The sequence below is a fragment of the Sphingomonas sp. BRN-1R genome (assembly GCF_057748035.1).
Genome location: NZ_CM173236.1, coordinates 2,807,115 through 2,824,397 on the forward strand (window position 1 = coordinate 2,807,115; position 17,283 = coordinate 2,824,397).

The 17,283-nt window shown below is 68.8% G+C and carries 19 protein-coding genes and 2 tRNA genes; 10 read left to right on the plus strand and 11 right to left on the minus strand.

The features are described 5' to 3' along the window. Positions 1 to 80: 80 nt before the first annotated feature. Positions 81 to 269, plus strand: a complete 189-nt coding sequence (locus tag AC3ANX_RS13010; RefSeq protein ID WP_488333695.1) for a hypothetical protein — start codon at positions 81 to 83, stop codon at positions 267 to 269. A 204-nt stretch (positions 270 to 473) separates the two neighbouring features. On the opposite strand, the gene AC3ANX_RS13015 is transcribed toward AC3ANX_RS13010, so the two are convergent. Next, on the minus strand, positions 474 to 728 hold the full coding sequence (locus AC3ANX_RS13015; protein WP_488333696.1) for a hypothetical protein: 255 nt from the start codon (positions 726 to 728) through the stop codon (positions 474 to 476). Positions 729 to 895: 167 nt separating this feature from the next. On the opposite strand from AC3ANX_RS13015, the gene AC3ANX_RS13020 reads away from it, so the two are divergent. Beyond that, a complete protein-coding gene (locus AC3ANX_RS13020) occupies positions 896 to 1,237 on the plus strand; it encodes an SWIB/MDM2 domain-containing protein (RefSeq protein WP_488333697.1) in 342 nt (113 codons plus the stop codon). 49 nt (positions 1,238 to 1,286) lie between these two features. Here the strand turns inward: AC3ANX_RS13020 and AC3ANX_RS13025 are convergent, their stop codons facing one another. The 5 genes from AC3ANX_RS13025 to AC3ANX_RS13045 all read right to left on the minus strand — a co-directional run bounded on the left by AC3ANX_RS13025 (position 1,287) and on the right by AC3ANX_RS13045 (position 4,750). Beyond that, positions 1,287 to 2,006, minus strand: coding sequence for a DUF72 domain-containing protein (locus AC3ANX_RS13025; protein WP_488333698.1), 720 nt, complete (start codon positions 2,004 to 2,006; stop codon positions 1,287 to 1,289). Beyond that, positions 2,003 to 3,052, minus strand: a complete 1,050-nt coding sequence (locus AC3ANX_RS13030; RefSeq protein ID WP_488333699.1) for an SPL family radical SAM protein — start codon at positions 3,050 to 3,052, stop codon at positions 2,003 to 2,005. Before AC3ANX_RS13030 ends, AC3ANX_RS13025 begins: the two co-directional genes overlap by 4 nt. Positions 3,053 to 3,370: 318 nt before the next feature. Further along, entirely contained in the window at positions 3,371 to 4,174 is an 804-nt protein-coding gene (gene xth / locus AC3ANX_RS13035) for an exodeoxyribonuclease III (protein ID WP_488333700.1), read from the minus strand. Positions 4,175 to 4,250: 76 nt separating this feature from the next. After that, a tRNA-Ala gene (locus tag AC3ANX_RS13040) sits at positions 4,251 to 4,326 on the minus strand. A gap of 109 nt (positions 4,327 to 4,435) precedes the next feature. Beyond that, entirely contained in the window at positions 4,436 to 4,750 is a 315-nt protein-coding gene (locus AC3ANX_RS13045; protein ID WP_488333701.1) for a TIGR02300 family protein, read from the minus strand. 120 nt (positions 4,751 to 4,870) lie between these two features. Between AC3ANX_RS13045 and aroA the strand changes: the two genes are divergently transcribed. After that, positions 4,871 to 6,217, plus strand: coding sequence for a 3-phosphoshikimate 1-carboxyvinyltransferase (gene aroA / locus AC3ANX_RS13050; RefSeq protein ID WP_488333702.1), 1,347 nt, complete (start codon positions 4,871 to 4,873; stop codon positions 6,215 to 6,217). Then, the gene (gene cmk / locus AC3ANX_RS13055) at positions 6,214 to 6,858 is read left to right on the plus strand and encodes a (d)CMP kinase (RefSeq protein WP_488333703.1); all 645 of its coding nucleotides are present in this window, start codon (positions 6,214 to 6,216) and stop codon (positions 6,856 to 6,858) included. Before aroA ends, cmk begins: the two co-directional genes overlap by 4 nt. Positions 6,859 to 6,897: 39 nt before the next feature. Here the strand turns inward: cmk and AC3ANX_RS13060 are convergent, their stop codons facing one another. Next, positions 6,898 to 7,026 carry a hypothetical protein gene (locus tag AC3ANX_RS13060; protein WP_488333704.1) on the minus strand — a complete coding sequence of 43 codons (129 nt, stop codon included), beginning with the start codon at positions 7,024 to 7,026 and terminating at the stop codon, positions 6,898 to 6,900. Between the two features lie 355 nt (positions 7,027 to 7,381). On the opposite strand from AC3ANX_RS13060, the gene rpsA reads away from it, so the two are divergent. From rpsA to AC3ANX_RS13075, 3 genes are all read left to right on the plus strand, one after another. After that, positions 7,382 to 9,100 (plus strand): 30S ribosomal protein S1, encoded by a 1,719-nt coding sequence (rpsA, locus tag AC3ANX_RS13065; RefSeq protein WP_488333705.1) that lies wholly within the window; start codon positions 7,382 to 7,384, stop codon positions 9,098 to 9,100. A gap of 196 nt (positions 9,101 to 9,296) precedes the next feature. Beyond that, positions 9,297 to 9,575, plus strand: coding sequence for an integration host factor subunit beta (locus AC3ANX_RS13070; protein WP_488333706.1), 279 nt, complete (start codon positions 9,297 to 9,299; stop codon positions 9,573 to 9,575). A 52-nt stretch (positions 9,576 to 9,627) separates the two neighbouring features. Beyond that, positions 9,628 to 9,710 (plus strand) — tRNA-Leu (locus tag AC3ANX_RS13075). Between the two features lie 8 nt (positions 9,711 to 9,718). Here the strand turns inward: AC3ANX_RS13075 and AC3ANX_RS13080 are convergent. Beyond that, on the minus strand, positions 9,719 to 9,910 hold the full coding sequence (locus AC3ANX_RS13080; RefSeq protein WP_488333707.1) for a ComEA family DNA-binding protein: 192 nt from the start codon (positions 9,908 to 9,910) through the stop codon (positions 9,719 to 9,721). 136 nt (positions 9,911 to 10,046) lie between these two features. Here AC3ANX_RS13080 and AC3ANX_RS13085 point away from each other — a divergent pair, with 136 nt between their 5' ends. Next, positions 10,047 to 10,334, plus strand: coding sequence for a hypothetical protein (locus AC3ANX_RS13085; RefSeq protein ID WP_488333708.1), 288 nt, complete (start codon positions 10,047 to 10,049; stop codon positions 10,332 to 10,334). A gap of 20 nt (positions 10,335 to 10,354) precedes the next feature. After that, positions 10,355 to 10,960 (plus strand): alpha-ketoglutarate-dependent dioxygenase AlkB, encoded by a 606-nt coding sequence (locus tag AC3ANX_RS13090; RefSeq protein ID WP_488333709.1) that lies wholly within the window; start codon positions 10,355 to 10,357, stop codon positions 10,958 to 10,960. Here AC3ANX_RS13090 and AC3ANX_RS13095 read toward each other — a convergent pair. Beyond that, the gene (locus AC3ANX_RS13095; RefSeq protein ID WP_488333710.1) at positions 10,946 to 13,447 is read right to left on the minus strand and encodes an ABC transporter permease; all 2,502 of its coding nucleotides are present in this window, start codon (positions 13,445 to 13,447) and stop codon (positions 10,946 to 10,948) included. The two genes, AC3ANX_RS13090 and AC3ANX_RS13095, sit on opposite strands and share 15 nt — an antisense overlap. Next, positions 13,444 to 14,145 (minus strand): ABC transporter ATP-binding protein, encoded by a 702-nt coding sequence (locus AC3ANX_RS13100; RefSeq protein WP_488333711.1) that lies wholly within the window; start codon positions 14,143 to 14,145, stop codon positions 13,444 to 13,446. The genes AC3ANX_RS13095 and AC3ANX_RS13100 overlap by 4 nt, the downstream gene beginning before the upstream one ends. A gap of 50 nt (positions 14,146 to 14,195) precedes the next feature. Between AC3ANX_RS13100 and AC3ANX_RS13105 the strand changes: the two genes are divergently transcribed. After that, positions 14,196 to 14,801 (plus strand): arylesterase, encoded by a 606-nt coding sequence (locus AC3ANX_RS13105; RefSeq protein WP_488333712.1) that lies wholly within the window; start codon positions 14,196 to 14,198, stop codon positions 14,799 to 14,801. On the opposite strand, the gene AC3ANX_RS13110 is transcribed toward AC3ANX_RS13105, so the two are convergent. Further along, positions 14,798 to 17,176 (minus strand): hypothetical protein, encoded by a 2,379-nt coding sequence (locus AC3ANX_RS13110; RefSeq protein WP_488333713.1) that lies wholly within the window; start codon positions 17,174 to 17,176, stop codon positions 14,798 to 14,800. The genes AC3ANX_RS13105 and AC3ANX_RS13110 overlap by 4 nt on opposite strands. Between the last annotated feature and the right edge of the window lie 107 nt (positions 17,177 to 17,283).

A 17,283-nucleotide genomic window follows, 5' to 3' on the forward strand; every position in this document is an offset into this window, starting at 1 on the left:
CTCGCTTGCGCCGGACCGCGCCGGGCCCTCGCGCGTTGGGCGAAGCGAGCGGCACCCGCCCGCCGACCGAGGGAGACTTTATGACCGACACCACCACGCAGACGTCCAACGGCAAGACCGCGCTGGCCGACGATTTCCGCACGCACTTCGCGGGCGATGCCCCGCTGACCGAGAAGGCCAAGAGCTTCGCCAAGGCGCGCCCGTGGACGAGCGCAGCCTTTGTCGGCGTCGCGGCGATCGCGGTGCTCAACACGCTGCGCGGCCGCTGAGCATCGGGGCCGTGCCCGCGCGGCACGGCTCCGTCCGCCGCCACATGCCTTAGCAGCAGCTACAGGTCCGTGCCGGCTTGGTGGCGCGCTTGCGTTCCGCCGCGCGGCGGCGACGTTCCTGCCGGTTAAGTGCCGGTCCGGCGTGCGGGTCGGCCGCCGTGTGGTGGTCGCTTACCGCCGCACCTTCAAGAGCGCCGGCACCGGTCACGGCAGCGGGTGTTCCGCGATCGCCGCGTCGAGCATCGCCGCCCACACGCGCGGGTCGCCAGCCCGCGCCATCGCCTCGGACGGCTCGCGAATCACGCGCAGGATCGCGTTCGCCTGTTCGAGATAGCCGGGCCAGGTCTCGTCCACGCTCGTCGACGCCGAGTGTTCGACACCCTCTGCATTCGCGCTGTGGTCGAGCCCTGCGAGGGCGCGGGCGATCCGCTCGGTCAGTCCGGTTGTTGCCACGTTCATGCGCGATCTCCCTTGGCTTGCCCGAACAACCGCATGAACCCGGCGCTTGTTCCGCGCGGCTCAACGGGTAAAGTGGCCCACTTTCGTATCCGCAAGGCAACCAAGCCGGCGGAACGGAGTATAGTCCGGTGTGTCCTATCGACGGCAAGCAGGCAGGAGAGAATGTAATGGCGAAATCGGCGGAAAAGCGCGGCAAGGACGAAACCGCAGCAGCGGAAAAGAAGGTCAAGGCGACGGGCAAGCCGGCCAGCGGCGCGCGCGGCGGCATCACCGCGCCCGTTACGCCCTCGGACGATCTTGCGGAGATCGTCGGCAAGAAGGATCTGCCGCGTAGCGAGGTCGTCAGCAAGGTGTGGGAATATATCAAGAAGCACGATCTTCAGGACGCGAAGGATCGCCGCCAGATCAACGGCGACGACAAGCTCCAGAAGATCTTCGGCAAGAAATCGGTCAGCATGTTCGAGATGAACAAGCACCTCAGCGCGCATCTGACCGCGAAGAAGGACTGAAGGCGTGTCGGCGCGGTACGGGCGGTGAACCGTCCGCGCCGCGCCGATATCAGAGCATCGCCGCGAGGCTGAGCGCGTCCCCGGTCGCGGCGGACGCGGCGGTGTTGTCGAACATGCACCAGGCGTCACGCCCCGCCCCGCGCTCGGTATCGAGCAGGCGCGCGTAGTCGCGAAGGCGCGCGTCGTCATAGGCCGAGCGATACATGTTCGGGGAACCGTGCAGGCGCAGATAGGTCAACCCGCGCCACCCGCCGGGCTGCCCCGCCGCGGGAACCACCGCCGGGTCGGCTGCGACACGCGCGACCTCGATACGCGTCAGCAGCGCCTCCGCAGCCGGTTCGAACCAGCTCGGGTGGCGCGGCTCGCACACGATCCGCGCGCGCGTCATCGCGGCAAGGCCGGTGAGGAAGCGCCCGGCCACATCCGCGTCGAAGGCGAGTTTGGGCGGGAGTTGCAGCAGCAGGATCGCGAGCTTCGCCTCAAGGCCGGCGATCTCCGCGAGGAATGCGGCGACCAGCGCATCGCAGCCGATCAGCTTGCGCTCATGGCTGATCTCCTTGGGCAGCTTGACCGCGAAGCGGAACGCGGGCGGCACGCTCTCGGCCCAGCGCGCCCAGGTGGCGGGGCGATGCCGGCGGTGAAAGGATGAGTTCACCTCGACCCCGCCGAAGCGGCCGGCATAGCGTTCCAGCGACGAGCCATCGGCGGCGAAGGCGCTGCGATGCGCCGCCGCAATGCTCCAGCCCGCCGTTCCGATCGTGACCGTCATGTCCAGTACAGGATCCGCGCGTGCGGCAGCCGGTCCGCGATCCGCCGCTCGAAGAAGCCGCGCAAGGCGCGCATCGTATCGGCGTCGTAAACCTGCTTCTCGGTGCCGAACTTGGTGCGTTTGGTGACTCGGTTGCGCTGCGTCATGTCGAGCGCGGAACCCGGATACCAACTGTCGAGCACCGCCTTGGAGCCTGCATTGAACCGGTGTGTGATGAGTTCGATGGTCAGGTCGGGCGCCTGCGCGAGGTCCAGCGCGGCGGCGTCGATCAGATCGCCATAAGCCTGCTCCCACCCATCGGCAGCGATGATCGGCGCGATGGTGAGGCCGATCGGATACCCCGCCGCCGTCATCCGCCCAAGCGCGCGCAGGCGCGCGGCGACCGGGGACGTGCCGCCTTCGAAACGCGCGAACGCGGGCGGATTGATCGACGCGCGCATCCGCGTGCGGCGCTGGTGATCGAGCGTGAGCAGCGGCGCCACATCCGCAAACTTGGTGGTGAAGCGAAGCTGCGCGTCCGCCTCCCACCGCCCGAACCAGGCGATCGCCGCCGACAGCGATCCGGTCAGCGGCTCGAGCGCGAGCGGATCGGTGTAGCAGGACGCCTCGAACGTCGTGCCCTCATGCGCCCGCGCGGCGCTGCGCGTGGTGATGGTGCCCTTGCCGAGATACGCAGGCAAGCCATCGAGAATCTCGTCCAGATTGGCATAGACGCGCGTGATCGGCGGGCCTTTCAGCGACCCGGCGAGATAACAGTAGCTGCAATGCGCCGGGCACCCCTCGGCGAGATCGACCCGCCAGTCGGCGCTCGGCGCGATCGGCTGGAGCCGCCGTTTCGACGGTGGCGCGACGACAAGCGCCAGCGTGCCCTTCGCCTCGACATAGGCGCGGCGCGGATCGTCGGGCGCCGCGAGATTGAGCCGGTCGCCCGCCAGCTCGACGATCTCCACGCCAAGCGCGGCGGCGCGTTCGAGCATCCGCCGTGCGTGATCGAACCCGCGCGCCGATCGCGTGACGAGCAGGCGACGCGGCAGCCAGCCGCGCACAGGGGGCTCAGGGGCAGGTTGAGTGCTCACCCTGACCGAACGCGCGGCCGAGTGCGCGGTTCAAACAGGCATGGCAGCGTAGCTTGTTGTGCAACTGCGAACGACAATTGTGCAATTGCAGCAAAAGCGCGGGTTGCACATATCGCGACCGTACGCTGCCACCGCAGCTTAATCGAGGCCTATCATGTTCACGCTGATCTATTTGCTCTTGTCACTGCGCCGCGACGATGCATCGGACGCGCGGCCTGCCGCCAACGACGTCGAACCGCAGGCGTTCGCCCGCGCCGCCTGAGCGCACCGGCGTCCCTAGCTCGGTGATCAGACGGTCTTGCGCCGCCGCTTGGGCGCTTCGTCCGCAATCTCGATCCACACCGGCGCATGGTCACTGGTCTTGTCCCAGCCGCGCACATCGCGGTCGACTTGCGCATCTAGCAACCTTGGCGCGATCGTCGGGCTGAGCAGGAAATGGTCGATCCGCAACCCCGCGTTGCGGGCATAGGCGTTCCGGAAATAATCGAAGAAGGTGTAGATCGTCTCGTCCGGATGGATCGCGCGCAGGGCATCGGTCCACCCCTGCCCGACCAGCCCCGCAAAGGCCGCACGCACTTCGGGCGCGAACAGCGCGTCGTCCACCCAGCGCTCGGGCTTGTACACGTCGCGCTCGGTCGGCATCACGTTGAAATCCCCGGCGAGGATCACCGGCATTCCTGTCGTCAACAGGTCGGCCGCATGGGCGGTCAGAGCTTCGAACCAGCGCAGCTTGTAATCGAATTTGGGGCCGGGGCGCGGGTTGCCGTTAGGCAGATACAATCCGCCGATCAGCACGCCGTTGACGGCGGCTTCCAGATAGCGGCTCTGCGTCGGGTCGGGATCGTCGGGCAAGCCGCGCCGGGTTTCGACCGGCGTACCGACCCGGCTGAGGATCGCCACGCCGTTCCAGCTTTTCTGGCCCAGCCAGATCGCCTCATACCCCACATCGGCGATCGCCGCTTGAGGAAACTTCTCCTGCGGCGCCTTCAGTTCCTGAAGGCAGACGATGTCGGGCTGCGTCTCCGCGAGCCAGCGCAGAAGGACGGCAAGCCTGCCGTTCACGCCATTCACATTGTAGGTTGCGATCTTCACGCGCAATATAACGCGCGGACGCCGCATTCGACGCCGCGCCTGCGACGTGCGATTTCGGACTGGATTTTCAAGGAAGTGGTGGAGCCGAGGGGGATCGAACCCCTGACCTCTGCAATGCCATTGCAGCGCTCTCCCAGCTGAGCTACGGCCCCATCGTTCGGGCGCTTCCGCCCTTGGGAGGCGACGCCCTAGCGGGGCGTCGCCAGCTTGGCAAGCGGCGAAATCGCCGCCTGCCATTTTTTCATATCCCAAATCTTTAGATCAATGCTCTTCGTCTTCGTTCGGCGCCTCGACACCGAGATCGTCGTCGCCGCCAAGATCGACCTCGTCGTCGGGCGAGGGCTCCTCGTCTTCACCGATGTCCAGCGTCTCGTCGTCGCCGCTCAGATCCTCGTCCTTCTTGGCGTCGGGCTTGGGCGCGTCGAACGGCAGCGGCTGCTTCGACTTCAGGATCGGCTCGGGCTGCCAGGTCGACCCGCATTCGATGCAGGTGACGGGATCGTCCTTGCCCAGATCGTAGAAACGCGTTGCGCATTTCGGGCACGAACGCTTCGTGCCCCATTCCGGCTTAATCATGTGCCGAGTGGACCTTTCAATCTTGGTAAAACCCTGGGGGTGCCCCGTCAAAGTGGCGCGCGCCTTGCCATAGCGCAAGGGCGCTGTCAAAAGCCCGGGCCCGCAGATACTCGGAAACACATGCCCCACCCCGCTCCTTCCCCATGCGAAATCTTCGCTTCCGGTCCGCTGAGCGGCCGCGTCACCGTGCCCGGCGACAAATCGATCAGTCATCGTTCGTTGATGTTCTCAGCACTCGCGGTCGGCGAGAGCCGGGTCGAAGGGCTGCTCGAGGGTGAGGACGTGCTCGCCACCGCCGCCGCCCTGCGGGCAATGGGCGCGCGAATCGAGCGCGGCGACGACGGCATCTGGCGAATCCACGGCGTCGGCGTGGGCGGGCTGCTCCAGCCGCAGGGCGCTCTGGAGATGGGCAACTCGGGCACCTCGACGCGGCTGCTGATGGGCCTTGTCGCGAGCCATGCGATCACCGCGGCGTTCACCGGCGACGCCTCGCTCACCAAACGACCGATGGGCCGGGTGATCGAGCCGCTGTCGCGCATGGGGGCGACGTTCACCTCTTATCCCGGCGGGCGGCTGCCGCTGATCCTGCGCGGCATCAACCCGGCGGTGCCGATCGACTATACCTTGCCGGTCGCCTCGGCGCAGGTGAAGTCGGCGGTGCTGCTCGCCGGGCTCAACACGCCCGGCATCACCCGCGTGATAGAGCCGATCGCCACGCGCGACCACAGCGAGCGGATGCTGCGCGGGTTCGGCGCGGACGTGCAGGTCGAACAGACGCCGGAGGGCCGCGTCATCGCCATTACCGGCGAGGCCGAGCTTCGCCCGCAGAACATCGTCGTGCCGGGCGACCCCTCCTCCGCCGCCTTCCTCGTCGTCGCGGCGACGATCGTGCCGGGGTCGGATGTGGTGGTCGAGAATGTCGGCCTCAACCCCACGCGGGCGGGCATCTTCACCGCGCTGCGCATGATGGGCGCGGACATCACCGAGGAGAACCCACGCGAGGTCGGTGGCGAACCGGTCGCCGATCTGCGCGTGCGCCACGCGAGCCTCACCGCGATCGAAGTGCCGCCGGAGCTGGCGCCCAGCATGATCGACGAATATCCGGTGCTGTTCGTCGCCGCCGCTTTCGCTGAAGGCCGCACGGTCGCGCGCGGCGCACACGAGTTGCGCGTCAAGGAGTCCGATAGGATCGCCGCGATGGCCGCGGCGCTCGCCGCGTGTGGCGTGGAGACGCAGGAATATGAGGATGGCCTCGCCATCCAGGGCAATGGCGGCGACGCGATTCCCGGCGGCGGCACGGTGGAGACGCAACTCGACCACCGCATCGCGATGAGCATGGCGGTCGCCGCGCTTCATGCGCGCAAGCCGGTGACGCTCGACGATGCCGCGCCGATCGCGACGAGCTACCCGGTCTTCTTCCAATCGATCGACGCCTTGCGTGGCGCAAACATGGTGCCTGCCGCATGATTATCGCCGTCGATGGACCCGCCGCCTCGGGCAAGGGCACGATCGCCCGCGCGCTCGCCAGCCATTACCGCTTGCCTTACCTCGACACCGGGCTGCTCTACCGCGCGGTCGCGGCGAGCGTGACGCGTCACGAACTCGACCCCGCGATCGAGGCCGATGCGGTGGCCGCGTGCGATTTCGACGAAAGCCTGCTCGCCGATCCGGTGCTGCGCGACGACGAGATGGGCAAGCGCGCCTCGATCGTGTCGGCGCATCCGCTGGTGCGCGCGGCCCTGCTCCACCGCCAGCGCCGCTTCGCCAACCAGCCCGGCGGCGCGGTCCTCGACGGGCGCGACATCGGCACGGTGATCGCACCCGAGGCGGACGCCAAGCTGTTCGTCAAGGCGACCCCGACGATCCGCGCGCGTCGTCGTCACGCCGAGCTGCGCGAACGCGGATCGCTGGTGAGCATCGACAAGGTGCTCGCCGATATACGCGCACGCGACCAGCGCGACTCGATGCGGTCGAGCGCACCGCTGGTGGCGGCGAACGATGCCGCGCTGCTCGATACCAGCTTCCTCTCGATCGAGGCGGCGGTGAAGCGCGCGATCGAGCTGGTCGACCGCCAGGTCAAGCTGAAGGCCGAGCGCGCCCGCCCGTAGCATCGATAGCGGCGCTCCCGGCCGCCGCCATCACTTCGCTCAGATCACGGCGGAGGCACGGCCGATCAGCAGCCCCACCGCTGCCTCGCGCCTTGCCCGTGCCAACAGCACGTCACTGACGCGCACCTCCAGCACCACCGCCTCACCCCGCCTGCACCGCAACACCATGGCCCCACCTCTCACGACCCGCTTCTTTTGACCGGCGTCGACCGGTGAACGCAGCGTCTCGCGAGTAGCCCCGACCGTCAATCTTCGTATCTCTGCGTAGGTGGGGCGCCAAAGGCCGCCACCTTGCCATTCGGCCCGCCACCCGCTATGAGCGCGCGGTCCGGCGGGCAGGTGCTCGTGGAGGTAAGGCGCGGAGGTTTCCTCCTGCGCCCTTTCGGCTTTGAGAAGTCATCCTCCGCATGCGCCAGTTCGTTCGGATGCCGCGGGCGGCATGAGGCCTTCGCGGCGGATCGGCTAGAAGACCGCCGGATACAACCGGCCGGCCGGAACAGAAGACTTAGGAATCCTCTCCTTTATGGCGACTATCGCATCCCCCTCCCGCGACGATTTCGCGGCTCTCCTTGAGCAGACGCTCGGCGGCGCAGACAGCTTCGAAGGCCGCGTCGTCAAGGGCACCGTCACCGGCATCGAGAACGATCTCGCCGTGATTGACGTGGGCCTCAAGTCCGAGGGTCGCGTTCCGCTGCGCGAGTTCGCTGCACCGGGGCAGAAGGCTGACCTCAAGGTCGGCGACGAAGTCGAAGTCTATGTCGACCGCGTCGAGAACGTCCACGGCGAAGCGATGCTGTCGCGCGACCGCGCGCGCCGCGAGGCCGCCTGGGACACGCTCGAGACCGAATTCGCCAAGACCGCACGCGTCGAGGGCGTCATCTTCGGCCGCGTCAAGGGCGGCTTCACCGTCGACCTCAACGGCGCCGTGGCGTTCCTGCCCGGTTCGCAGGTCGATATCCGTCCGGTGCGTGACGTCACCCCGCTGATGGACATCCCGCAGCCCTTCCAGATCCTCAAGATGGACCGCAAGCGCGGCAACATCGTCGTGTCGCGTCGCGCGATCCTCGAAGAAACTCGCGCCGAGCAGCGTTCGGGCCTGATCCTGAGCCTCGCCGAGGGTCAGATCATCGACGGCGTCGTCAAGAACATCACCGATTACGGTGCGTTCGTGGATCTCGGCGGCATCGACGGCCTGCTGCACGTCACCGACCTCAGCTACAAGCGCGTCGGCCATCCGTCGGAAGTGCTGAACATCGGCGACACCGTCCGTGTCCAGATCATCCGCATCAACAAGGACACGCAGCGCATCTCGCTCGGCATGAAGCAGCTCGAGAGCGATCCGTGGGATGGTGCATCGGCCAAGTATCCGGTCGGCGCGAAGCTGACCGGCCGCGTCACGAACATCACCGAATATGGTGCGTTCGTTGAGCTGGAGCCGGGCATCGAGGGCCTCGTCCACGTGTCGGAAATGTCGTGGACCAAAAAGAACGTCCATCCGGGCAAGATCGTCTCGACTAGCCAAGAAGTCGATGTCGTCGTGCTCGAGGTCGATCCCGACAAGCGCCGCATCTCGCTCGGCCTCAAGCAGGCGCAGGCCAATCCGTGGGAGGCCTTCCTGGAGGCGCATCCGATCGGTTCGACCGTCGAGGGCGAAGTCAAGAACGCGACCGAGTTCGGCCTGTTCATCGGCCTGGACAACGACGTCGACGGCATGGTCCACATGTCGGACATCGCCTGGGGCGTGTCGGGCGAGGACGCGCTCAACCTGCACCGCAAGGGCGAGGTCGTTCAGGCGGTCGTGCTCGACATCGATGCCGAGAAGGAGCGTATCTCGCTCGGCATGAAGCAGCTTGAGCGTGGCGCGCCGTCGGGTGCACCGGCAGCGGGCGGCGGTTCGGGTTCGGGCCTGAACAAGAACGCGGTCGTCACCGTCACCGTTCTCGAAGTTCGCGATGCAGGCCTCGAGGTTCAGGTCGGCGACGATGGCGCGACCGGCTTCATCAAGCGCACCGATCTCGGCCGCGACCGCGATGAGCAGCGTCCGGAGCGTTTCCAGGTCGGCCAGAAGTTCGATGCGATGGTGACCGGCTTCGACCGTTCGAAGAAGCCGACGTTCTCGGTCAAGGCGATGCAGATCTCCGAAGAGAAGCAGGCCGTGGCGCAATATGGTTCGTCCGACTCGGGCGCGTCGCTCGGCGATATTCTTGGCGAGGCCCTCAAGGCTCGCAACGAAAAGCGCTGATTGACTTGGTAGGTGGTCGACAATGCCGGCCACCTACTACCCACAATGGGACGGGTCGGTCCGATCCGGCTTCTTTGACTCCATTGTCGCATTTACTTTTCGCGAATTGATGTATATCTATTCCGGAAGTGCGCGCCGGATGGTGATGAACGACGCGCTGATTGTGTCTGTCATCGCCTCTGGAGCTTAGCGCGCAATGATCCGATCGGAACTGGTCCAGTTACTGGCCGACGAGAATCCCGATCTTGCGCTGCGGGACATCGAAGCGATCGTCGCCACCTTTTTCGATGAGATTTCCAAACGACTCGCCAGCGGCGGGCGTGTCGAGTTGCGCGGCTTCGGCGCCTTCTCCACCCGCGCGCGCGACGCGCGCACCGGTCGCAATCCGCGCACCGGCGAGCTGGTCGATGTGACCGCCAAACGCGTGCCCTATTTCAAGCCCGGCAAGGAAATGCGCGTCCGCCTTAACGTATAAGGCGGCACCGGCTTGACGCGCGGCCGCTCCTGCGGTTTGGCGGAACGGACCCGCGGACGTGGCGAAATCGGTAGACGCAGGAGACTTAAAATCTCCCTCTTCGGAGTGCGGGTTCGAGTCCCGCCGTCCGCACCACTCACAAGCTAAACGTCGAGCTGCGCGCGCGCGGCATCATCGACCTTGCCGGACAGGCCGGGCACTTCGTCGAGCTGGCGCAGGCTGGTGAAGCGGCCACGCTCCTCCCGGTAGCGCACGATCTCGAAGCCATGCCCGCGCAGACCCTCCACGCCGTCAAGTTGCGCCTGATCGGCCGTGTTCACATTTACCTTCGCCATGTCCGCTCCTCGTTTCATGCCGACACCGTAACGCGCACGGTACGGCGATCGCTCCCGCGCCGGAGGGAACATCCCGCCCCTCATAGGCGCTTTGCCAGCCAGAGCCGGCACCGCCCGGCCCAGCAAGGATGAAACCATGACCGAAGCAAGCTGGGGCGAGAGCGCCAAGACCCCGACGATCGACTGGCGGATGAGCGCCTCGCTCGAAAACGTCGCGCGCGGCGGGAGCGACGTGGCCGAGGTGACGAGCCTCGAGCGCGCGGTGCGCGCCTGGCGCGACCTCGATCCGGCACATCGCTCCGCCGCAGTGCTCACGCCCGAGCGGCCGGTGCAGATCGACGGCGTCGCGCATGCTGCTTTCGAGGGCGAGGGGATTGCGGCTCTGGCGGAGCATCTTCGCGCCGACGGAACGCAAGCGGGCTGAAGCACGATAAGCGAGGTGCAATGACGCTTCCCCTCAGCGATCTGTTCGGCACGCCGGTTCTGCCCGGTCTCGCCTATCGCGAGGCGTTCCTCGCCGCTGCCGAGGAAGCCGCGCTGATCGCCCACATCGACGCGCAGGCGCTGATGCCGTTCCGCTTCCAGGGCTGGCTCGGCAAGCGGCTGACGGTATCGTTCGGCTGGCATTATGATTTCGACGGCGGCACGTTTGGGGAGACTCATCCGCTCCCGGACTGGCTGCTGCCGATCCGCGCGCGTGCCGCCGCGTTCGCAGGGCTGGCCGAAGGCGACCTCGTGCAGGCACTGCTGATCCGCTACGATCCGGGAGCAGGCATCGGCTGGCACCGCGACCGCCCGGTGTTCGAGCATGTCGTCGGCATCTCGCTGGGCGTGGCGGCGACGCTGCGCTTCCGTCGCCGCCGCGACGCGGGGTTCGATCGCGCGACGGTCGATCTCGCGCCGCGCTCGATCTATCACCTCAGCGGCGAGGCGCGGCATGTGTGGGAACACAGCATCGCCGAGATGACCGAGCCACGCTGGTCTATCACCTTCCGCAGCTTCACCGCCGCCAGCTTGCGGAGCATCGCGGCGCGCTCACAGCGTCCGTAGCGCCTGCGCGGGCCGCGCACGCAGCGCCGACAGGCTGCCGGCAAGCCCGATGCCGAGCGTCATCGCCACCGCCACGCCGAGCGTCAGCGCGACGACGCTCCAGTCGGGCGCCCATGCCACCGCGAAGATGCGCACCACCACGAACCAGCCCGCGCACCCGCCGACCAGCAGCGCGACCGCCACCAGCACCGCCGACAGCATCGCATATTCGAGCGCCTGCACGCCGAGCACCTGCCGCCGGCTACCGCCGAGCAGCCTGAGGATCACCGCGTCGTAGCGCCGTGCCCGCGCCGATGCGGCGACCGCGCCGACCAGCACCGCGATCCCCGCTGCCACCGTAACTGCCGCCGCCGCACGGATCGCCAGCGCGACCTGCCCCAGCACCGATCCGATCTGGCCGATCACGTCGCCGGTGCGGATCAGCGTGACCGAGGGCAAAGCGCGCGCGACGCCGCGCGCGATCGCGCCGTCCTGCCCGGGCGGCGCATAGACGCTGGCGAGCAGCCCGTGCGGCGCTTCCTCGATATAGCCCGGCGAGAAGACGATCGCGAAGTTGAGCCCCAGCCCACCCCAGTCGACCTGCCGCAGCGCCGCGATCCGCGCGGGCACATCGACACCCAACACCGACACGGTGATGCGGTCGCCGACCTTGAGCCCGAGCATCGCCGCCGCTTTGTCTTCCAGCGAAACCAGCGGAGGCCCGCGATACCCGGCCGGCCACCAATGCCCAGCGACCACCGTATTGCGCGGCGGCACCGTCGCCGACCAGGTCAGGTTGCGATCGCCGCGCAGGATCCATGCGCCCTCAGGGATGGATTTCATGTCGGCGACCCGTAGCCCACGCAAAGCGCTGATCGAGCCGCGCAGCGACGGCACCGTCTCGATTTTCGCGGCGGGAGCGGCGCGAAGCACCACGCTTCGGAAGGTCGCCGCATCTTCGGGTTGGAGGTCGATCGCGAAGAAGCGCGGTGCCTTGGCGGGAGCGGCATCGCGCAGCTCGGCGGCGAGGCTGGTGTCGATCACCGCCAGCGCGACGAACAGCGAAAAGCCGAGCCCGAGCGCGACCACCAGCCGATCGGTCTGCGCACCGGGCCGGTGGAGGTTGGCGAGCGCAAGCCGCAGCAGCGGGCGACGCGGGCGCGGCAGGCGCGTCGCGCCGGCGCGGATTGCGAGGCCGAGGCCCCAGAGCAGCACGATCAGCGCCATCACCGCACCGACGAAGCCGAGCGCCAGCCAGCGGTCAGACGCGGTGCCGACCGCAAGCACGACCAGCGCCGCCACCAGCAGCGCCATCACCGCCAGCACCCGTGCGGACGGCAGCACGCGCGCCACCAGCGCATCGCGCAACAACGTCGCCGCCGGGATCGCGCGCGCCCGTGCCAACGCGGGCAGCGCGAACAGCAGGCCGACGAGCGTGGACAGCGCCGCCGCCGTCAGCAGCGGCACCGAATATACCGCGAGCCGGGGCACGACCGGCAGCGCCGCTCCGGCCACCGCCGTCACCAGCCACGGCACCAGCGCGCCGACAACCAGCCCCGCCCCCGCCCCCGCCGTCGTGACGACGCCGAGTTGCGCGAGGAAGATCGCCGCGATCGTGCGGGAGCTCGCGCCAAGCACCTTCAGCGTGGCGATGATCCGCGTCTTCGCCGCCAGATACGCCGCCACGCCGCTGCCTACGCCGATGCCGGCGATCGCCAGCGCGGCGAGCCCGACCAGCAGCAGGAACTGGCCGAGCTGGGCGATGCCGCGTCGCAAACCACCCGCCGCCTGATCGGCGGTCTTGGCGGTCCAGCCAAGATTGGCGAAGCGCGCGACCAGCCGCTGACCGGTCGCGGCGGCGGTGTCGCGGCGGGCGAGCGCGATGCGGTAGTGGCTTTCGTAGAGGCTGCCCGGCTGCACCAGCCTGGTCGCGTCGAGCCCGGCCATGTCGACCAGCACCGGCGGCCCGAGCGTGAAACCGGCACCAAGTCGGTCGGGTTCGGCGGCGATAATGCCGATCACGCGCAGCCGCGCGGTGCCGAGCCGCAGCATGTCGCCGACGCGCACGCCGAGCCGGTCCGCCAGCGCGGGCGCGATCGCGATCTGCGCCCCATGCGGTCGCGCCGCGATCGCACCTGGGGCGAGGCGGAAGCGCCCGACCAGCGGCCAAGCATCGTCCACCCCGCGCAGATCGACCAGCGTCGGCCCCTGCCCCGCATCGGCCCCCGTATCCGCCATCGCGCGCAGCGATACGGTTTCGGACATGCGCCCGGCCGCCGCGAACGCGGCCGCTTCCTCCACGGTAGCGCGGCGTTGCGACACCTGTAGCTCGACGTCGCCGCCAAGCATCTGCCGCCCTTGTGCATCGAGCGCGGCGAGCATGCTGGCCGACAGGCTGCCGATCCCGGCGAGCGCGGCGGTGCCGAGGAACAGGCACAGGCCAAGCAGCAGCAGCCCGCGCCCGCCGCGCCGCAGGTCGCGCAACGCCAGCCGCCAGGCGATGCTCACGCGGTGCGCCTGTCCGCGACGATCCGCCCGTCGGCCAGTTCGATCACCCGGCCGCACCGCGCCGCCAGCTTGGGATCGTGGGTGATGACGAACAGGGTCGTGCCGCTGTCGGCATGGCGCGCGAACAGCAGGTCCATGATCGCCGCGCCGGTGGTGGTGTCGAGGTTGCCGGTCGGCTCGTCGGCGAACAGCAAGGCCGGGCGGCCGACCAGCGCGCGTGCGATCGCGACGCGCTGTTGCTCGCCGCCGGAAAGCTGTGCGGGATAATGGGTGACGCGGTGCCCGAGGCCGACCGCGGCGAGTTCGTCGCGCGCGCGCGCGAACGCATCGCGCTCCCCCGCCAGTTCGAGCGGCACCGCGACATTTTCCAGCGCGGTCATCGTCGGCAACAGGTGGAAGGCTTGCAGCACGATGCCGATCCGCCCGCGCCGCGCCACCGCCAGCGCATCCTCGCCCAGCGTGGCGAAGTCGAGCCCCGCCACCGATACGCTGCCCCCGCTCGGCCGTTCCAGCCCGGCGAGCACCGCCATCAGCGACGATTTGCCAGACCCCGAAGGCCCCAGCAGCGCGACGCTCTCCCCCGCCGTCACGTCGAGGTCGATCCCGCGCAGGATCTCGACGCGTGCCGGCGGCGCGCCCATCGACAGGGAGACGTTGCGCGCGGCGATCAGCGCGCTATCGGTGGCGGATGCGGTCATGGTCACAGCGCTTGCGATACGGGTGGCGAAGGCGGCTTGTCCATCTCGCCTTGCTGGGGGCGGGCGCAATCGCCGCCCCTGCCGTCGCCGCGCCGGGCCAGCCGCTGATCTGGGCGTTCGGCGACAGCCTCACCGCCGGCTACGGTCTGCCGCCCGTGCAAGGCTTCACCACGCGCTTGCAACTGGCGTTGCGCCGTGACGGAATGCCGGCGACGGTGCGCAACGGCGGCATCGCCGGGGATACCGCCGCGCAGGCACGTGCGCGGCTGCGCTGGGGACTGCGCGGGCTGGGTGCGACGCCCGATCTCGTGCTGGTCGAACTCGGCGCGAACGACATGCTGCGCGGTCTGCCGGTCGCGCAGGCGCGCGCCAATCTTGACGCGATCCTGACCGAGCTTCAGCGCCGCCATATCGCCGTGCTGCTCGTCGGCATGCGCGCCGCGCCCAATCTCGGGCCGGATTACGTGCGCGAGTTCGAGGCGATCTACCCCGCGCTCGCCAAGGCGCACCATGTGCCGCTCTATCCCTTCTTCCTCAGCGGCGTGGCGGCGAATCGCGCGCTGCTGCAAGCGGACGGGCTGCACCCCAACGCGCGCGGGGTCGACATCATCGTCGCGCGTATCGCACCGAGCGTGCGCGCCGCGTTGCCGCGCTAGCGTGTCGCCACCGAGCCGACTGCCTGCGGGTCGTCGCGCAGCCGCAGGAAGATGCGTCCCTCGGTCGCGGCGGGGGCGCTGATCGCATCGCCGACGAAGCCGTCCGGCACCGCCTGCGCAGCGTCGAACGATGCGCTCGCCGCGACCTTCTCGATCAGGAACAGGCGGTCGCCGCTGATCCGGCAGCCCTTGGCCGCACACGACACGCCGCGAATCTCGGGCAGCCGCACCACCGTGCCGAGCGGCACCCACGCCGAGGCCGTCCCGTCGCTCACCGTGCGGAAGCGTAAGGGGCCGAAACCGGCGGCCCCGAGCGCATCGGCAGGCTGGAGGGTGACGATGCCGGTCCTGGCGTCCTGCAAGTCATAGCCCTTGCCCGCCTCGATCGTCGTGCGGGCACGTCCGTCGAGCGTGGCGACCTCGATCGTTTCGTGCCCGGTCAGCGCCGCCGCGCCGTCGAAATGGAAGGCGAAGGTCAGCCGCGAATCCTGCGCGAACACGTCCGGCGCGCCGAGCGCGATCGCGCGCGCGCCCTCATGCGCGGCCGGTTGCGCGCTGACCCGCACCAGCGTCGCCGCCGGGCGCGGCGGCTCGACTGTGGTGGAGACGCTCTTGTGGCGGCCGTTGGCGAAGGTGACGTCCGCCGTCACGGTCTTGCCCGCGACCAGCGCAACGCCGGCGGCAGGATCGGTCATGCGTAAAGCCAGCCGGTCCTGCTTGCCGACCCGCGTCAACGCGCCCGGCTGCACCGCCAGCTTGCCGAGCGTCGCGCCGCTCACCTGATCGAGCCGCGTGCCCGACAACACCGCCTCGGTGTCGCCGGCATAGACGGTCAGGTCGTCGAGGCTGCCGCTTTCCTGAAACGCGCGCAGCGTCAGCATCGCCGGATCGCTGGCCCCACGCATATGGATGAGGATGGCGAGCGTGCCCGGATCGACCTTGTCGAGCGGCAGCGTCGCGACGATGCCGTCCGGCCCCGCTTGCTTCCACGTCACGCCCTGCGCGGGCGCATCGCCGCGCCGCATCTCCACGCTCGTGACACAGCCGGCACCACCGCCCGACAGCGCCAGTTCGTTGGTGCGCCCGACTACCAGCGAGCTGTGCTCGGCCGCCTTCCATGCGCCCTCACCCGGCTTCGACAGCGTGAAGGCAGGGCCGTCGAACGGCGCGAAACCCCAGTTGCCGTGGAGCTGCGCGGCGATCGTCGCACCAAACGGCCCATCGGGGATCGCGCCGTCCGCGACGAAACCGCCGACGCTCGGATCGGCATGGAGCGGCAGGTCCACCGTCGTGCCGTCGGCGCGCTTCAATCGCAATTTCATATCGTACGCATAATCGGTCGCGTAGATCAGCGGCGCGCCTTCCACCGGCAGCTTGAGACCGGGCGCAGCGCAGAAGGCGCCGGCGGGCTCGACACGGCGCAGCGGCGGCGGCTTGGGCGCCTCGATCGCGGGGAGCGCCACCACCATCACCGAGGCGGGCTTGGCGAAGGAGATCGGCGTGTTGAGCAGCACCGTCACCCCGCCGCCGTCCATCTTCGACAGCGCAGGGATGAACTGCAACTGGGTCGACTGGAACGCGCCGACCAGCCGGAACAGATCGCGCACCACGCCGATATACGAACTGTACGAGCCGTACCCCGCCTGCGGCGTCGCGCTCAACTGGAAGGCCAGATCGGTCGGCGTGCCCGCCAGCGTATCGGCCAGCGCGGAGCTGTGCGTGTCGGCGAGCAGCAACGTCTCGCGATCGACCGTCAGACAGGCGGCTTGCAGCTCGACCGGCTGCTGGAGGCACTCCGCCTTCAACCGAATCGACAGGCTGCGCGCCAGCACCGGCGAGATCGACGCGACCGATTGCGGGGCGGTGCGCTCGGCGGCGAGCATCGTCTGCGAGAACAGATCGAGCCGCGCACGATCGAGCGAGGCCTGGTTGAGCTCCTGCACCGCACGCACGAACGCGCCCGGCTGCTTGCGCACCGCGCTGCTGATCGCATCGGCGCTGCCGCCGCGTTCGGGCACGATGAACAGTGCCATCTGCTGCGCGCCCTCGGGCACGGTCAGCGATAGGGAGTCCTTCTTGGGTTTCCAGCTTTGCGCTTCGTGAAACCATTTGTCGGTCGGGCGATCGGTGGTGCCGCGCAGGAAGGCGGCGACCAGCCGGTAATGCTCGCCCTGCCCGGCCTGCGCATCGAGCGCGATCGCGACCTGATCGCCTTCGGTGAGGTTGGGCACGCGTTCGAGCGGGAGGTGCTTGCCGCCGTGCGTCACCGTGATGCGCAGGCGCGGGCCGACCAGATCGAACGAGGATGTCGCCGCATGCGCCGCCGTGGCCGGAAGCGTCAGGCCGAGCAGGCAGAGGAAAGAGAAAAGCCGCACCAACGTCTCCGCACCGTGTCGTCGCCCGCGGTCATGCCGCCAGCCTGTGTTCGTAATGCGGCAGGTGGCGGCGCGAAGATCAGGGTCCGGCCTGAACCCGCGCCGAC

What these genes read in the sequence shown, in the direction of transcription:
- AC3ANX_RS13010 (WP_488333695.1), top strand. Translation starts at nt 81, where the DNA reads ATGACCGACACCACCACGCAGACGTCCAACGGCAAGACCGCGCTGGCC.
- AC3ANX_RS13015 (WP_488333696.1), bottom strand. Translation starts at nt 728, where the DNA reads ATGAACGTGGCAACAACCGGACTGACCGAGCGGATCGCCCGCGCCCTC.
- AC3ANX_RS13020 (WP_488333697.1), top strand. Translation starts at nt 896, where the DNA reads ATGGCGAAATCGGCGGAAAAGCGCGGCAAGGACGAAACCGCAGCAGCG.
- AC3ANX_RS13025 (WP_488333698.1), bottom strand. Translation starts at nt 2,006, where the DNA reads ATGACGGTCACGATCGGAACGGCGGGCTGGAGCATTGCGGCGGCGCAT.
- AC3ANX_RS13045 (WP_488333701.1), bottom strand. Translation starts at nt 4,750, where the DNA reads ATGATTAAGCCGGAATGGGGCACGAAGCGTTCGTGCCCGAAATGCGCA.
- aroA (WP_488333702.1), top strand. Translation starts at nt 4,871, where the DNA reads ATGCCCCACCCCGCTCCTTCCCCATGCGAAATCTTCGCTTCCGGTCCG.
- cmk (WP_488333703.1), top strand. Translation starts at nt 6,214, where the DNA reads ATGATTATCGCCGTCGATGGACCCGCCGCCTCGGGCAAGGGCACGATC.
- AC3ANX_RS13060 (WP_488333704.1), bottom strand. Translation starts at nt 7,026, where the DNA reads ATGGTGTTGCGGTGCAGGCGGGGTGAGGCGGTGGTGCTGGAGGTGCGC.
- rpsA (WP_488333705.1), top strand. Translation starts at nt 7,382, where the DNA reads ATGGCGACTATCGCATCCCCCTCCCGCGACGATTTCGCGGCTCTCCTT.
- AC3ANX_RS13070 (WP_488333706.1), top strand. Translation starts at nt 9,297, where the DNA reads ATGATCCGATCGGAACTGGTCCAGTTACTGGCCGACGAGAATCCCGAT.
- AC3ANX_RS13080 (WP_488333707.1), bottom strand. Translation starts at nt 9,910, where the DNA reads ATGGCGAAGGTAAATGTGAACACGGCCGATCAGGCGCAACTTGACGGC.
- AC3ANX_RS13085 (WP_488333708.1), top strand. Translation starts at nt 10,047, where the DNA reads ATGACCGAAGCAAGCTGGGGCGAGAGCGCCAAGACCCCGACGATCGAC.
- AC3ANX_RS13090 (WP_488333709.1), top strand. Translation starts at nt 10,355, where the DNA reads ATGACGCTTCCCCTCAGCGATCTGTTCGGCACGCCGGTTCTGCCCGGT.
- AC3ANX_RS13100 (WP_488333711.1), bottom strand. Translation starts at nt 14,145, where the DNA reads ATGACCGCATCCGCCACCGATAGCGCGCTGATCGCCGCGCGCAACGTC.